Annotated in this window: 14 protein-coding genes; 12 read left to right on the top strand and 2 right to left on the bottom strand. The window is 42.2% G+C overall.

The features are described 5' to 3' along the window. Nucleotides 1-6 precede the first annotated feature (6 nt). Both tnpB and tnpA read right to left on the bottom strand, forming a co-directional pair. Nucleotides 7-363 carry an IS66 family insertion sequence element accessory protein TnpB gene (gene tnpB, locus K401_RS0107470; RefSeq protein WP_024292370.1) on the bottom strand — a complete coding sequence of 119 codons (357 nt, stop codon included), beginning with the start codon at nt 361-363 and terminating at the stop codon, nt 7-9. After that, nucleotides 357-716, bottom strand: coding sequence for an IS66 family insertion sequence element accessory protein TnpA (gene tnpA / locus K401_RS0107465; protein WP_024292369.1), 360 nt, complete (start codon nt 714-716; stop codon nt 357-359). The genes tnpB and tnpA overlap by 7 nt, the downstream gene beginning before the upstream one ends. A gap of 414 nt (nt 717-1,130) precedes the next feature. On the opposite strand from tnpA, the gene K401_RS0107460 reads away from it, so the two are divergent. The 12 genes from K401_RS0107460 (at nt 1,131) to K401_RS0107395 (ending at nt 14,673) form a co-directional block, all read left to right on the top strand. Then, nucleotides 1,131-2,075 carry an AEC family transporter gene (locus K401_RS0107460; protein WP_024292368.1) on the top strand — a complete coding sequence of 315 codons (945 nt, stop codon included), beginning with the start codon at nt 1,131-1,133 and terminating at the stop codon, nt 2,073-2,075. A gap of 11 nt (nt 2,076-2,086) precedes the next feature. Then, the gene (locus K401_RS0107455) at nt 2,087-2,701 is read left to right on the top strand and encodes a YesL family protein (protein WP_024292367.1); all 615 of its coding nucleotides are present in this window, start codon (nt 2,087-2,089) and stop codon (nt 2,699-2,701) included. Next, nucleotides 2,698-4,587 carry a sigma 54-interacting transcriptional regulator gene (locus K401_RS0107450; RefSeq protein ID WP_024292366.1) on the top strand — a complete coding sequence of 630 codons (1,890 nt, stop codon included), beginning with the start codon at nt 2,698-2,700 and terminating at the stop codon, nt 4,585-4,587. Before K401_RS0107455 ends, K401_RS0107450 begins: the two co-directional genes overlap by 4 nt. After that, complete coding sequence (locus tag K401_RS32770; protein WP_156945253.1) at nt 4,554-4,748, top strand: hypothetical protein; 195 nt, start codon at nt 4,554-4,556, stop codon at nt 4,746-4,748. The genes K401_RS0107450 and K401_RS32770 overlap by 34 nt, the downstream gene beginning before the upstream one ends. Before the next feature lie 207 nt (nt 4,749-4,955). Next, nucleotides 4,956-6,311, top strand: coding sequence for an ABC transporter substrate-binding protein (locus K401_RS0107440; RefSeq protein WP_024292365.1), 1,356 nt, complete (start codon nt 4,956-4,958; stop codon nt 6,309-6,311). A gap of 120 nt (nt 6,312-6,431) precedes the next feature. After that, entirely contained in the window at nt 6,432-7,346 is a 915-nt protein-coding gene (locus tag K401_RS0107435; protein ID WP_024292364.1) for a carbohydrate ABC transporter permease, read from the top strand. Beyond that, entirely contained in the window at nt 7,346-8,185 is an 840-nt protein-coding gene (locus K401_RS0107430; RefSeq protein WP_024292363.1) for a carbohydrate ABC transporter permease, read from the top strand. Before K401_RS0107435 ends, K401_RS0107430 begins: the two co-directional genes overlap by 1 nt. A 42-nt stretch (nt 8,186-8,227) precedes the next feature. Next, nucleotides 8,228-9,766, top strand: coding sequence for an alpha-N-arabinofuranosidase (locus tag K401_RS0107425; protein ID WP_024292362.1), 1,539 nt, complete (start codon nt 8,228-8,230; stop codon nt 9,764-9,766). A 19-nt stretch (nt 9,767-9,785) separates the two neighbouring features. Next, nucleotides 9,786-10,040, top strand: a complete 255-nt coding sequence (locus tag K401_RS0107420; RefSeq protein ID WP_242837838.1) for a DUF6171 family protein — start codon at nt 9,786-9,788, stop codon at nt 10,038-10,040. A 646-nt stretch (nt 10,041-10,686) separates the two neighbouring features. Continuing rightward, nucleotides 10,687-11,664 carry a LacI family DNA-binding transcriptional regulator gene (locus K401_RS0107415; RefSeq protein ID WP_024292360.1) on the top strand — a complete coding sequence of 326 codons (978 nt, stop codon included), beginning with the start codon at nt 10,687-10,689 and terminating at the stop codon, nt 11,662-11,664. A 1,131-nt stretch (nt 11,665-12,795) separates the two neighbouring features. Then, nucleotides 12,796-13,755 (top strand): ABC transporter permease, encoded by a 960-nt coding sequence (locus tag K401_RS0107400; RefSeq protein WP_024292359.1) that lies wholly within the window; start codon nt 12,796-12,798, stop codon nt 13,753-13,755. A gap of 18 nt (nt 13,756-13,773) precedes the next feature. Beyond that, nucleotides 13,774-14,673: a carbohydrate ABC transporter permease gene (locus tag K401_RS0107395; RefSeq protein WP_024292358.1), complete on the top strand. Its 900-nt coding sequence runs from the start codon at nt 13,774-13,776 to the stop codon at nt 14,671-14,673.

The following is a 14,673-nucleotide window of genomic DNA, read 5'->3' as shown; positions in this document are numbered from 1 at the left end:
TGGAAGCTAACAGAACGAAGCCGGTTTAGCTGGCAGAATAACCGTTTTCTGTTCCAGTTCAAGACCTTCCATCAGCCAGCGGAACTGTTGCCATGTGATAGGCTTTACGTCTTCCTCCGAGCGCGGCCAGCGGAAGCTTCCATTCTCCAGGCGCTTGTATAAAAGGCAGAATCCATCTCCTTCCCACAGCAGGCATTTGATCCTGTCACGGCGTTTTCCACAGAATAGGTAAAGTGATGGGGTAAAAGGATTTAAGTGAAACTGCTCCTGTACGACAGCGGCAAGTCCGTCAATCGACTTACGCATATCGGTATAACCGCAGGCAATGTAAATGTCCTTTGCAATAGTAATATCTCCTAACATAAGCAGTTCAGTGCAAGGAGCACAGTCTCAATGATCTGCTGCGTGGCACCATTGTGTATTTCAAGTGATGCAGCCGGAAGATGTATGATTACAGCAGCTTGTGTATGAATAGGTGTTTGCACCTCCAACTTTTTAAATAAAACCGGTTTCTCCATTGGATCAGGCAGTGCTACAGGAATCTTTTCGATTTCCTGTTCACGAATCTTCTTAAGGTAATAATAATAGGACTGTTCTTTGAAACCATTCTGGTCACACCAGGTCTTAACGGGAAGGCCACTGGCCTGGCATTCCGCAATGATCTTTTTCCATTGTTCTCTGCGGAATAAAACTTTTGTTTGAGTAACTTGATCCATAAATGCCTCCATTCCTAGAGCTTGAAAAATTTGAAAAACTATAACTCAAAAAGCTCTAATTATATGGAATTAATTATGACATGGATCTTAATCATTATATAAGGCACTCTTTTATTAAGCGCTTACGAAAAAACAACCATAACCAGCCCTATTCATGCAATAAAGTGTTACACAATCTGTTCATAGTGTTTAAAGCGTGCAACAGAATGAACATATTGCAAATGACTTCATTTATATAAATCTGCCGTAAATACAGTAGAAACATACTAAGTAAATGAAATTCAAAGACAAAATCTACTCTGGCATAATATTTGCTTGAATAATTAGTGAGAGTACCGGAGTACACTTTTGCAGGGGCCTATAACCTTGCATGGTACCAACCGCTATGATAAAATTGAGGGAGATTGAGTATTTATGAATAATTTGATTTTCAGCCTTAACTCTGTAGTGCCAGTATTTCTTGTAATGTCTGTAGGTTTTTATCTGTCAAAAAAGGGAATTGCCACCCAGTCCTTTGTGAATCAGGCCACATCCCTTGTGTTTTATGTTGCACTTCCTGCCAAGCTGTTTCTGGATGTTTCCGGCAGTAACTTGGCGGAGAGCCTTGATTTGAGCTACACGGCATATTTATTAGGAGGTACCTTTGGGGCCTTTGCCGGAGCGTGGCTGCTGGCACTTTTATTTGTCAAGGACAGGTCGGCGGTCAGTGCGTTTGTACATAGTGCTTTCAGGGGAAATTTTGTTTATGTAGGACTTCCCATTTGCCAGAATATTCTGGGAAAGGAGGTAATTCCTTCGGCCATAATGGTAATTACGTTTGTGCTTCCTTTTTATAATATATTGGCAACCATTGTCCTGTCCTGCTATGATCCTTCGGGCAGAAAGGTCAGCTGGAAAAGGCTGTTAAAGGATATTGTTACGAATCCTATGATTGCCGCCATCTTACTTGCTCTGCCTTTTTCGCTGCTGGGGATAACGCTTCCGTATTCGGTGGAAAAGGCATTATCTTACCTGGGACAAATTTCTACTCCCATGGCACTTTTGTTTATCGGTGCCGGCATACGGTTTTCTGCTTTTGCAGGAAGGATGAAGTGGATTGTGTTAGGTTCTTTGTATAAGGTTGTCATGACTCCCCTTATCTTTGTCATACCTATGGTATGGGCAGGCTTTGAGTCAGAGCAGATTGCGACAGCCTTTGTCCTGTTTTCGGTTCCATCAGCTATGAATGCATATATAGTGACTAAAAAGATGGGCGGAGATGATGAGTTAGGGGCGGCTGTGATTGTGGCTACCATGCTCCTTTCTGTCATTACCATGCCTGTTGGCATATGGCTTATCAAGTCAGTGGGAATCATATAAGGGGGATTCATATGAAGCCGTTTTTTCATGCAGATAATATGATATTCAGAGGAATCAGCAAATGGATGGATTATGTATATGTAAGCTTTCTGTGGTTGGTGTTTTCTTTACCCCTGATTACGGCAGGCGCTGCAGCGGCAGCTCTTTATTATACCTCCAATCATTGCTTGAGGTGTGACAAAGGCTATATTTTTAGGACGTTCTGGAAAAGCTTTAAGGATAGCTTCAGACAGTCTGCTGTTGTGTCTGTGATCCTGGCTGTTTTGCTTGGGGCCATACACCTGGATATGAAGCTGGCCAGCGGGAAGGAGACCATGAAGGTATTCCAGATCGTGTTTATTGCAGCCAGATTTTTAATTCTGATGGTGTGTGTTTATGTATATCCGTATATTGCAAAATATGAAATGAAATTAATCCAGGTGATTAAGAATTGTGTGTATCTGAGCATATTAAATGTTCCGTGGACCCTTCTTCTGGTGTTCATATTGTTGGCCGCCATATGCCTGACCCACATGGTGCCATGGGCTGTTTTGATCATGCCTTCCTGTGTTGGCGTATTTTTCAGTTTGATTCTTGAACAGGTTTTTAGCAGGTATGCAGATGAAAGAAGGGAGAGGGAGTCTTGAGAAAAATCACATATTTTGTTCCGTATTCCAGGCTGGTCCCTGTTGTACGAAGAATTATGGACCAGCCTCGCTATGAAGGAATATTCACGAATGCATCCATAGAGTATTTTCCCAAAATGTATGATGTGAAAGTGGCGGATGACTGTGATCTGGTAATTGCCAGGGGCTATTCCATTCATGTAATAAGAGAGAGATTCAATGGACCTATTGTTGAAATACCCATAACAGGCAGTGATATAGCCAATGCGATTGCACAGTGCAGAAGAAATACGGATTGTCAGAAAATAGGGCTGATTGGAGATTATTCAAATATGAAAGATATTGAATCCATGAGCTGCCTTTTTAATATTGATTTTGCTGTTTATATGATTGACAATCCAGACCAGATTGAAGATATGGTTAAGCGAGCCATAGAGGAAGGATGCGATGCCCTGATCAGCGGCAGTCATGCAAATAAATGCGTGATAAAAAATGGCTTTAAGGTCTATTCCGGCATTATTGAGAATAGCGAGGAGGCAATTATGAGGGCGTTGGATTCGGCAGCAGGCCTGATTAAAAATATGGAATATGAGACCAATCAGATGGAACTCCTTAGACTTCTCGCGGAAAATGTAACGGATGGACTTATATTTGTAGATGATAAAGAGCTTATAAGGATAATCAATGCCAGCGTGAGCAGGATATTTTCAGATAGAAAACTCATTGGGGGAAGAAGTTTCTGTCAGGAGTTTCCGTTTATGGCCCGGAATTATTTAAAGGCATGCAGAGAAAAGCAACAACTGGATAATGAGATTTACAGGACTTGTGATAGGAATATCGCCGTTGATTTTGCACCTGTAATGATAGGCGGTGTTTATAAGGGGATGGTTATTACCATTCATGATATTGGACATTTACAGCAGAGAGAAGTACAGATCAGGGCGAAATTAAATGAAATGGGGCTTTATGCAAAGTACGAATTTTTTGATATCATCTATTCAAGTCCTGTGATGGGACAGGTAATTGAGCGTGCGAAAAAATTTGCTTCCGTTACCTCCAATGTTCTGGTATACGGTGAAACGGGAACAGGAAAAGAACTCATCGCCCAAAGTATACATAATGCAAGCAAACGGAAAACCGGTCCCTTTGTAGCTGTCAACTGTTCATCCTTTCCGGAGAATCTGCTTGAAAGTGAGCTGTTTGGCTATGAAGAAGGTGCTTTTACCGGAGCGGTCAAGGGGGGGAAGGCAGGCCTGTTTGAGCAGGCTCATAATGGTACACTGTTTTTGGATGAGGTATCGGAACTGCCGGTCAGTTTTCAGGGAAAGCTTCTTCGAGTTCTGCAGGAAAGGGAAGTGCGGCGTATAGGAGGCAAAAAAGTAGTTAAGATTGATGTCAGAATTATTGCGGCTACCAATAAAAGCCTGAAAAGACTGACCATGGAAGGTCTTTTTCGGAAAGATCTGCTGTACCGGCTGGATGTTTTGAACCTTTCTATCCCACCCTTAAGAGAACGAAAAGAAGATATCGAATTGCTGGCAAAGCACTATCTGCTGAAGTACAAAGAACAGTTTGAAACAAGTGCGGACCATTTTACGGAAGATGCCATGGCACTTCTTTGTAGTTATCCGTTTATGGGAAATATACGGGAGCTGCGCAATATTATGGAACGTCTCAGCGTTACTGTGGTGGAGGAAACGGTGCACTATACAGATGTAGAAAAATCATTAGGGCCTGGCAATATGGAGGAACAGGAAGCAGCTCCTGTATGCATCAATACGGTTCAGAAGGATGAAATTGTAAGGCTGTTAAAGGAGTGTGGCTATAATAAAAGCGAGGTTGCAAGGCGTCTTGGAGTCAACAGGACGACCTTGTGGAGAAAAATGGGAAAGCTGGGATTGATTTAGCCCATATGTTCACGTGGGGTGGGCAACGTTCAGGGCAACAGAAAAAGCAACACATTAATGAAAAGGAGAGAAGGCTTCCAGCCATTCTCTCTTTTTTGTTATTTTTGGAAAGTGTTGAAAAACCAATGGGTTTTAAAGCATTTATCGTAAAAATAAAATAAAATTTAAAAGTTGGAACAATGTTTGCTTATTATTAGTTATGTAACAACAAACAGCAGGTATATGTCAGCGATGCAGAGTAATGTTTAAGAATCATCACATACAGTCCCTATCGTATTGATGTGAAAGATGATTAACAGAATATCTGCGGAGGAGTTGTATCCTGCGTGGTGGGTGTAGGAACGTATTATGTAAATGGAGGTATTACTATGAAAAAATTATTGGCAACGGTAATGGCAATGGCAGCGGCCCTGTCGCTGGCAGCGTGCGGCGGTTCCACGGAACAGACTGGGGGAGGGATTTCCGGTGAAACACAGACCTCACATACAGAAGATTCAGGAAGTCGGCAGAGCTCAGGAGAAGGTAGTGTGATTTCAATCTGGACATCCAATGAACTACATAATCAGATGTTTGAATTCGGAAAAAATGCATACAACGAAAAACATAAGGACAGCCCCATAGAGCTGAAGATAGAGGTCTATCCCAATGCAGAGATGTCAAATAAGCTGCTAATTGCTTTGCAATCTGGCGTAGGAGCACCGGATATAGCAGATATCAATATCAATTATTTTTCCAATTTCCTAAAAGGTGATATCCAGCTGGTTTCCTTAAATGACATTGTAGAGAAGGAAATTGGCAACGGTGTACAGTCCAGGTTTGACCTTTATAAGAAAGACAGTGACTACTATGGCCTTCCAACCCATGTAGGAGCCACTGTTGTTTATTATAACATGGAAATCATTGAAAAAGCAGGATTTACGATCGAGGATGTGAATGCGGTTGAGACTTGGGATCAATACAGGGAAATGGGTCTTCAGTTGTTTGAAAAGACGGGAATCCCCATGACCGTTTTCGAGGTGTCCAACCAACGCCCGTTCTGGCCCATGATTGTACAGCAGGGAGGCGACTATCTCAACACAGACGGGACTGTTGCCATGGACAGTGATTCCAACATTAAGGTTCTCGAATGGATGAAGGATTTTTGGGATACGGGAGCAGTTGTTGCTGCACCGGGCGGTTCTACATCTGTGGAAGAATTCTGGACTTGGCTTAACCAGGGAGGTTGTGCATCCTTGATTATGCCGTCCTGGTATATGTCACGCTTTACAAATTATATGCCGGACTTAAAGGGCAAGATTGCAATTCGTCCAATGCCTGTATTTGAGGAGGGGCAGCCAAGGACCGTAGGAATTGGAGGAACGGGAACAGCAATAACGTCACAATGCAAGAACGTTGAGTTAGCAAAGGAATTACTATATGAATCAAAGCTCACTTATAATGCGAATGTGAACATATGGGAATGCCTTCAGTTTGACCCTGTCAGGACCGATGTATGGACCGATGAAAAGCTGACGGCGCCAATGGAATATTTTTATAATGAATCCTTCTTTGAGATTATGGGTAAATATGTGGACGGCTGCCCGTCTCCTGTAAACGCAGATCTTTCTGTTGCAGCCCAGGATCTTGTAAACAATTCTGTTATGTACAACGTATTTGTGGATGGGTCACAGACTCCGGCCGAGGCACTGAAAGCAGCGGCGGAAGAATTGAGGGCGCAGCAGTAGCTTTCTGATTAAAATGATAGGGACTGAGGCTGCCGCATCAAGGGGCTCCTGCTTCGGGCGGCAGCTTGCATAAAATGTATGGGGAAATGCCTTCGATGGCATAAGGAGGTTTAAGCAAATATGAATAAAGACAAGGAGATCAGGGGGCTGCGAAAGGTTTTATATAGCAGGAAAGCAGCACCATATATATTCTGCTTACCATTTATTATTTCGTTTTTGGTTTTTTTCCTTTATCCGACTGTTAATACGTTATTGATGAGCTTTCAGAAGATAGAAGGATTTAATAACGTAAGATGGATCGGGCTGGGTAATTATAAACGTCTGTTTAACATTCATTTTTACAATGCTTTAAAGTCCAGTACGATCTATATGATATGCATGGTTTCCATTATGCTGATTCTTCCGATTACAATTGCTGCTTTTTTAAATTCGAAAATACTGAAGTTTAAAAACTTCTTCCGGTCTGCCATATTTGTGCCAACCCTAACATCAGTAATTGTTGCAGGCATCGCCTTCCGGCTGATGTACGGAGAAACAGAAGCCGGTTTGTTTAACTCCATTATCCTGAAACTGGGGGGAGGGATCATTGCATGGAAAACAGGTTATGTCACTGGAATGATAATGATGGTTACACTGGCGGCCTGGCGTGAATTAGGGATCAATATGGTATACTGTCTGTCTGCACTGCAGAGCATTCCGGAGGAACTTTATGAGGCGGCAAACATTGATGGGGCCAATGCGGTTCAGAAGTTTTTTTATGTGACCATCCCTCAGGTGAAGCCCATTATTATTTATATACTTACGCTGACCATTCTCAACGGTTATCGGATGTTTACAGAGGGCTATGTTTATTGGAATGAAACAAATCCTGGCGATATCGGCCTGACCATTGTCCGCTATATTTACCAGCAGGCATTTCAGAGAAATGACTTTGGAATGGGGTCTACGATCGGTGTGGTATTGTTGGCAATCGTATTGACTGTAAACATGTTCCAATTAAACTTCTTTGGTTTGTTTAAAAAGGAGGAAGCATAATGAGAGCGCATAGAAGAATGATGTCCGTATTTGTTTTTATATTGTTCTTGCTGGTTTCCCTGATCATGCTGTTTCCGGTATATTATCTGCTTATCGGTTCTTTGCAGGATGGACAGGAGATTTTCCGGGCAGGCATGAAGTTCTTTCTTAAGCCGGAGGATATAAAGTGGTCAAATTATCCCAACCTTTTTACATATAACAATGGTATTTATCCCAAATGGTTCAAAAACAGCGTTTTTTATGCTGCAGCCTTTACGGTATGTGCCTTGTCACTGTCCTCGCTCGTAGGATATGGTTTGGGAGCATACAGCTTTAAGGGCAGAAATTTGATATTCGTGCTTGTCCTGGCAGTCATGATGATTCCTCTGGAGATATTAATGCTCCCTCTTTACAAGCTGATTGTAAAAATCAGGCTGATTAATACGGCCGGAGGCATTATTTTTCCCTTTATGGTCGCTCCGGTAGCCATATTCTTTTTCCGACAGTTTGTATCCGGAATTTCCCAGGAATTCATGGAGTCAGCCAGGATTGACGGTTGCACGGAGTTTGGTATATTCTTCCGGATCATGGTGCCGCTGATGAAGCCGGCTTACGGTGCAATGACTATACTTCTTGCTATGCAGAACTGGAACAGCTTTGTCTGGCCTCTGATTGTTTTGAGGGACAGCGGAAAGTTTACGTTAACAATAGGAATTGCATCGTTAATTAATCCGTACAGTGCGAATTATGATGTCATGATAGCGGGTTCTGTTACTGCAATATTTCCCATCCTGCTTCTGTTCTTATTCAATCAAAGGTTTTTCATTGCCGGTCTTACAAGCGGCGGTGTAAAAGGATAAATAAAAATCAATATAATTAAATCTATTTAGGAGGATTGCAATATGGCAAATCAGATTATTGTCAATGCAAAGACAGAAAAGTCCACTATTAACAAAATGATTTATGGACATTTCGCAGAACACTTGGGAAGGTGCATATATGATGGCTTTTATGTGGGAGAGAATTCGAAAATCCCCAATGTAAAGGGAATGCGGACAGATATTATTGACGCATTGAAGAAGATTAAAATCCCCTGCTTACGCTGGCCGGGGGGCTGCTTTGCCGATGAATACCACTGGCGGGACGGCATCGGCCCGAAAGAATCGAGGCCGTCTATGATTAATACCCATTGGGGCGGGGTGGTGGAAAACAATCATTTTGGGACACATGAATTCTTTGATTTATGTGAAATGCTGGATACGGAACCATACATATGCGGCAATGTGGGAAGCGGTACGGTCCGGGAAATGTCAGAATGGGTTGAATATATGACCTTTGACGGACAGTCTCCAGTGACTGAATTAAGAAAGAAAAATGGACGCGGGAAGCCATGGAAATTAAAATATTTTGGAATCGGAAATGAAAATTGGGGCTGCGGAGGGCGTATGAGGGCTGAATATTACGCAGACGAGTTGACCCGCTACAACCTATATGCCCGGGACTACGGAGATAATAAGCTTTATCGCATCGGAGCAGGCCCAAGAGGAGCGAATTATAAATGGACTGAGGTGATGATGAGGGATGCAGCCATGTTCCTGGATGCGATTGCTCTTCATTATTATACCAGGATCGGAGATAAAGTAATAATCGAATATCTTCCGGATGGAAATGAGCGTTATTTGAGAGATAGTTCCAAGTCCCGGATGTCTGCTACAGATTTCGATGAGAGCCAGTGGTTCGGCATTATGAAGGCGGCCCTGTTTACAGAGGAGCTTGTGTCAAAGCATATTGCAGTTATGGATAAATATGATCCCGCAAAGAAAGTCGCATTAATCGTAGACGAGTGGGGAACGTGGTTTGACAATGAACCCGGAACGAATCCAGGTTTCTTATATCAGCAGAATACATTGCGGGATGCGGTTTCTGCCGGAACCAGCCTTAATATATTCAATAACCATGCCGACCGCATCCATATGACGAATATTGCCCAGACAGTAAACGTACTTCAGGCAATGGTGCTTACGGAAGGGAATAAGCTGATCCTTACCCCGACCTACCATGTTTATGATCTGTATAAAGTTCACCAGGATGCGAAGCTGCTTGATTTTGCCATTCTTTCAGATGACTATGAGTGCGGCGGAGAGCTGCTAAAGCAGATTAATGGCTCCATTTCCAAGGATGGCAAGGGAAATATCAATGCAACCCTGGTAAATATTGATCCCGGTCATGCTGCTGAGGTGACATGCCATATAGCTGACTTTGGAATGATTGATGTGATAGAGGGAACCGTGCTTACGGCAGATACTATGAATATCATGAATACATTTGAGCAGCCTGACCAGATCCGTCCCAAGAAATTTACTGACTTTGTGATTGAAGGCAGTACCATCCATATTAAGATGCCGCCAAAATCAGTTGTTCTGGTTTCGGTTAAAAAATAAAGGAGGAGCTTCGTTGGAAGTGTTGCGCGGGAACTGTTTCTCCTGTTTGCCAAAAGGCCTGTCAGATGAAGAATATGAGAAGATTTTGAAGCAATATATTGAATGTATGGATGAGGAGATAAGGACTCCTGGAGATATCTATGAGAAACGGCTGCTCCTTTGCGGGCAATGTGAATTTCTGAGAAATGGCATCTGCAGGCTATGCGGTTGTTTTGTGGCATTGCGGGCAGCAAAGAAGTTTCATTATTGTGCGGATACTCCTGCCAGATGGTAGACATTGTATGGAAGTTTAGCCATCTTGGCAGTAAGTGCTGAAGGCCTGGCTTCTTGATTTACCAATGTGGAAGTCTGAATAAAGGTTCATTCCGTACTCATGCATGCTGAGACCGTCTGGCTGCTCCTGATTCGAACCCTTTAAACTGATGGTCTTCTTCATAAGGGGAGAGATGATAAATGCCGTTACCGCCGCATAGACCGGAACAGATATAACACCGTTTATTTGGGTGAAAAATTATAGCTTTCTGGTTATTTATAAGCCAGATTTATGGGTATGTCTAGAACCGGCAGGAAAATCTGCCGGTTCTAGACGTTCTGAATTGTTTTATTTCGGGATCCATCTTTCACACACGATATTCAACTATTGTTTATTTTGCCCTGGCTTTGGATTGATATTGTTCATTATTGTTTCTTTGGTGATTCAGCTTTCCATAGGTAGAATTCAGGCTCTCTATGGTATTGTCTATATATATGACCATATTCGAATTTGAGAAAGTCAGAAAGTCCTCATCCTTTAGAAGAGGCATGAACTGGAAGCTTTCAGAACTGCATTTCAAATGCTGTCTTGCATTTTACTCCAGGATAAGATAAGATAAAAATAATTTGTAAAAAACTATGATGCAAAATGAAAGGAGTAAAAAAATATGGCCAGTATTCGAGATGTTGCGTTAAAGGCTGGAGTTGGAATAGGGACGGTTTCCAGGGCTTTGAATGGAACTGGTTATATAGCGGAAGAGACCAAGAAAAAGATCCTTGATGCGGTAAAGGAACTGGAGTATGTGCCAAATGAATTGGCTCAGAATCTGTACCGCAAGCGCTCCGGTTTTGTAGGGGTCATGGTTCCGGACTTGGAACATCCTTTTTTTGCAGGCTTGACAAAACACATAGAGATTGAACTGTATAAACATGGCTATAAATGCATGATCTGCGGTGTTGATAAGAAATTCTTAAAACAGGAAGAGTACTTGGAGATGCTGCAAAGAAATGTTATGGATGGGCTGATCAGCTGTGTAGATATGGCTGTTGATACAGATATAAGTAATATACGGCGTCCGATTGTATGTATGGATAGAAGCTGGGGGCCTGATGTTGCCAATATTCATTCTGACCATCGCCAGGGAGGCCGGATGGCGGCGGAAGTCTTATTAAAAGGAGGCTGCCGGAAGGTGGTGCAGTTCATGCCCATGCCATACGACAATTGGTTTTTTTTAGAAAGGCATAAAGCATTTCGGGAGAGAATGGAGGAGGAAGGGCATAAAGTGCTGGAGGTATATACTCCCAGAGATCGTATGATTTTTGAATACAGTGAATGGGTGAGGCGGGAATGCGTTAGGTTCATTGAATATGCGGATGGGATTTTTGCAGATGATATTGCAGCAATCACCTGTTTGAAGGTAGCCGGAGAATATCAGATTGATGTACCCGGGAGGCTTAAAATCGTAGGGTATGACGGGATCCCTCTCACCAGAATGTTACATCCAACCATAGCAACCATATGCCAGAACCTTCCGGAAATAGCCAAGAGGTGCGTAAATACCATTATGCAGGAAATTGAAGGCGCCAAGCAAATAGAGCTGGACCAGATTGTGAAAATAAGCTTCCAGGAAGGTGGAACTGTTTAAGAAGACCGGGAACATAAAATTGAAAGTATGGCGGTGCTTTACATAATACAGTATACCGTTATTATATAGTGAAGCCGCCTCATGAAGAAGTCGTGATATTTCTTCATGAGGCGGCTTTTGTTTTGGGATTTTTCTGCCTGCCTATAACTGAATGCTTTGGAATGAAGGGTCTGCAGATAAAGGATATTTTGGCAGGGGTATTTCAATAATAACGGATAAAATGTTGATCGAAAGCTTTGGGTTTATGCATTTGCTGGGTATATTTAAGAGTTTGGTATGCAGAAAGGCCTCTTTTTCAGCAGGTCCCTTATTGCACTGGATCATTTGTCAAAGTTATCAACAGGCCCTTGAATTTGCATAGGTTATTGGTCCTGTGAACAAATGTCTTTTTTTATAAAATATTAGCCTTCAAACCCAATAAACACGTTGATAAATTCAATCAAAACCAAGCTTCCCAACAGACTCTTTATTATACGCGCCCAATATGTCCGTGATATGTAAGCCTCACTGTTAAAATATATTCTTTCATAGAAATGAGAACTATAATATCATGCTCAAATTAAAAAATAGATGATGCAGATGCTGAATGGATATGGAACAGATGTGGAACGAGGCTGTAAAGCTGGAATAAGAAGCCGGAAAAAGAAGAGGAAATATGAAGCAGGGTTATGAAGCAGAAATATAAAGAAGAAATATAAAGTAGAAATATAAAACAGGTTTATGAAAGTGATTTTTTTAACAGGGATAGGAACCAAGAATAAAGAACAAAAATATGGAACGGAAATATGGAACATTGACGCGGAACAAGAAAATAGATCAATGTGGTGAAACAAAAATATAAAACAGATAAAGTAATACAAGGAAAATCAAACTCTTAAACATGCCGCTTTGTTGGCTGAAGTGCATAATAAAGGTAGATTAAAATTGGTATTAATACATAAAATTAATTTTTGTTTCACATGTATATTGATATATTGTACAAATTAAACTATAATACAAAATGTGGAACGGGTTTCACATAAAGAATATTACAAAAGTTATCCTATATAGGGGATATGTGCAGACTTCTTAGGGGAAAGGAAACCGCTATCCATTCATAGTTCCGTAAAAGGAAAGGAGGAGAAGTTAAGTATGAGTAAAAATCGTAAAGAAACAAAAGTCATGCTGAAAAGCAAGAGGGATTTGAAAGGGAACCTGCGGAGAGCGTTGGCCTGCTGGCAGCTATATGTGCTTTTGATCCCCGCTGTGATCTGGCTCTTAGTGTTTGCTTACTATCCCATGTATGGGTTGATTATCGCCTTTAAGGATTTTAAGCCAAGGATGGGAATCATCAACAGTCCCTGGGCGGTGCCGTTGTTTAAACACTTACAGACGTTTTTCAGTACCAGCATTGCCATGACCGCGATTAAGAATACGGTTGTTATCAGTTTGTTAAGCCTGGTGATCGCATTTCCAATCCCTATTGTCTTTGCTCTTTTGCTGAATCAGATCACCCAAAATGGAGCAAGAAAGGCAATTCAGACGATCTCTTATGCACCCTACTTTATGTCTAACGTCGTTGTGGTAAGCATTATTACCGTTCTGTTCTCAGCGAATGGTCTGGTAAACAACTTAATCAGAGGGGCAGGGGGTCAGGAAATTCTGTTTACCAGTTCTGCCGATTGGTTCCGGACTTTGTTCATCGGATCAAACATCTGGCAGACCATGGGATTTAATGCCATCATATATATTGCGGCATTGATAGGGATCAGTCCTGATTACTATGAAGCGGCAATTATTGACGGGGCATCTAAATTTCAGAGAGTATTGTACATAGATATCCCTCTGATTCTGCCAACGATTATTTTGATGCTGATTTTGACGGTAGGAAATATTATGAACGTAGGTTATGAGAAGGCCTTCCTGATGCAGAACGGAACCAATACGGTGGTGAGCGAGTTGATTTCTACCTACGTGTACAAGGTCGGTTTGAAAAGTGCACAATACAGTTTTGCTACTGCAGTTGGATTGTTTAATGCGCTGGTGAATTTTGTTATCCTGCTGATTGCAAACTTTGTTTCCAAGAAAACCAGTGATATCAGCATCTTCTAAAGTTAAGGGGGAATAAGGATGAATCCAAAAAAGAAAAAGATGAAGTTATCAGCAGGCGACAGAATTTTTGTGGCAGTGAATGTGTCCGTAATGCTGCTGGTATGTATCGCAATTGTGTACCCTCTTTACTATGTGGTCCTGGCTTCCTTTACTGATCCGGTCATTGTAAACTCCGGCAAGCTGCTCTTGTTTCCGGAATCCCTGTATTTGGACGGATACAGGAAAACATTGAGCTATGCGCCCATCTGGAGCGGATATTGGAACACGATCAAGTACACGGTGGTTGGCACCGTTGTATCCCTCGTTTCCACCATTCCTGCAGGATATGCCCTATCCAGAAAGGACCTGGTAGGAAACAGGGTGCTGATGTTTCTGTTTACGTTTACCATGTTCTTCAGCGGCGGTATCATTCCTTTGTATCTGACCATTTCCCAGCTGAAAATTTACAATACCATCTGGGCAATGGTGCTTCCGGTGGCGGTATCAGCCTACAACTTAATTGTATGCCGTTCATTCTTTGAAAGCGGAATTCCCATGGAGCTTTTGGAGGCGGCAAAGCTGGATGGATGCAGCGATTTCGGGTTCTTTTTCAGGATCGCCCTTCCTCTATCCAAGACCATCATCGCGGTTATCACACTGTTTTATGCAACGGCCATGTGGAATCAGTTCTTTAATGCGCTGATGTTCCTGGGAGATGAAAATAAAATGCCTTTGCAGGTCGTATTAAGGAATCTGGTGCTGATGAATCAGGCTGGAAATGTAGGAGCTTCTGCGGCGGAGCTGGTGGCAAAGCAGAAGCTTGCAGAGCAGTTAAAGTATTGTATTGTTGTGGTTTCAGCTTTCCCATTGCTGGCTGTATACCCATTCCTGCAGAAGTATTTTGCAAAGGGTGTCACCATTGGTGCGGTAAAGGGCTGA

Origin of the sequence: Lacrimispora indolis DSM 755, from assembly GCF_000526995.1 — a bacterium.
In the GTDB taxonomy this organism is placed as follows: Bacteria; Bacillota; Clostridia; order Lachnospirales; family Lachnospiraceae; genus Lacrimispora; species Lacrimispora indolis.
This window is presented reverse-complemented; position numbering and strand designations above follow the sequence as displayed.

Excerpts from the sequence above, each read along its gene's own strand:
- tnpB (WP_024292370.1), bottom strand. The coding sequence starts at position 363 with ATGTTAGGAGATATTACTATTGCAAAGGACATTTACATTGCCTGCGGT.
- tnpA (WP_024292369.1), bottom strand. The coding sequence starts at position 716 with ATGGATCAAGTTACTCAAACAAAAGTTTTATTCCGCAGAGAACAATGG.
- K401_RS0107460 (WP_024292368.1), top strand. The coding sequence starts at position 1,131 with ATGAATAATTTGATTTTCAGCCTTAACTCTGTAGTGCCAGTATTTCTT.
- K401_RS0107455 (WP_024292367.1), top strand. The coding sequence starts at position 2,087 with ATGAAGCCGTTTTTTCATGCAGATAATATGATATTCAGAGGAATCAGC.
- K401_RS0107440 (WP_024292365.1), top strand. The coding sequence starts at position 4,956 with ATGAAAAAATTATTGGCAACGGTAATGGCAATGGCAGCGGCCCTGTCG.
- K401_RS0107435 (WP_024292364.1), top strand. The coding sequence starts at position 6,432 with ATGAATAAAGACAAGGAGATCAGGGGGCTGCGAAAGGTTTTATATAGC.
- K401_RS0107430 (WP_024292363.1), top strand. The coding sequence starts at position 7,346 with ATGAGAGCGCATAGAAGAATGATGTCCGTATTTGTTTTTATATTGTTC.
- K401_RS0107425 (WP_024292362.1), top strand. The coding sequence starts at position 8,228 with ATGGCAAATCAGATTATTGTCAATGCAAAGACAGAAAAGTCCACTATT.
- K401_RS0107415 (WP_024292360.1), top strand. The coding sequence starts at position 10,687 with ATGGCCAGTATTCGAGATGTTGCGTTAAAGGCTGGAGTTGGAATAGGG.
- K401_RS0107400 (WP_024292359.1), top strand. The coding sequence starts at position 12,796 with ATGAGTAAAAATCGTAAAGAAACAAAAGTCATGCTGAAAAGCAAGAGG.
- K401_RS0107395 (WP_024292358.1), top strand. The coding sequence starts at position 13,774 with ATGAATCCAAAAAAGAAAAAGATGAAGTTATCAGCAGGCGACAGAATT.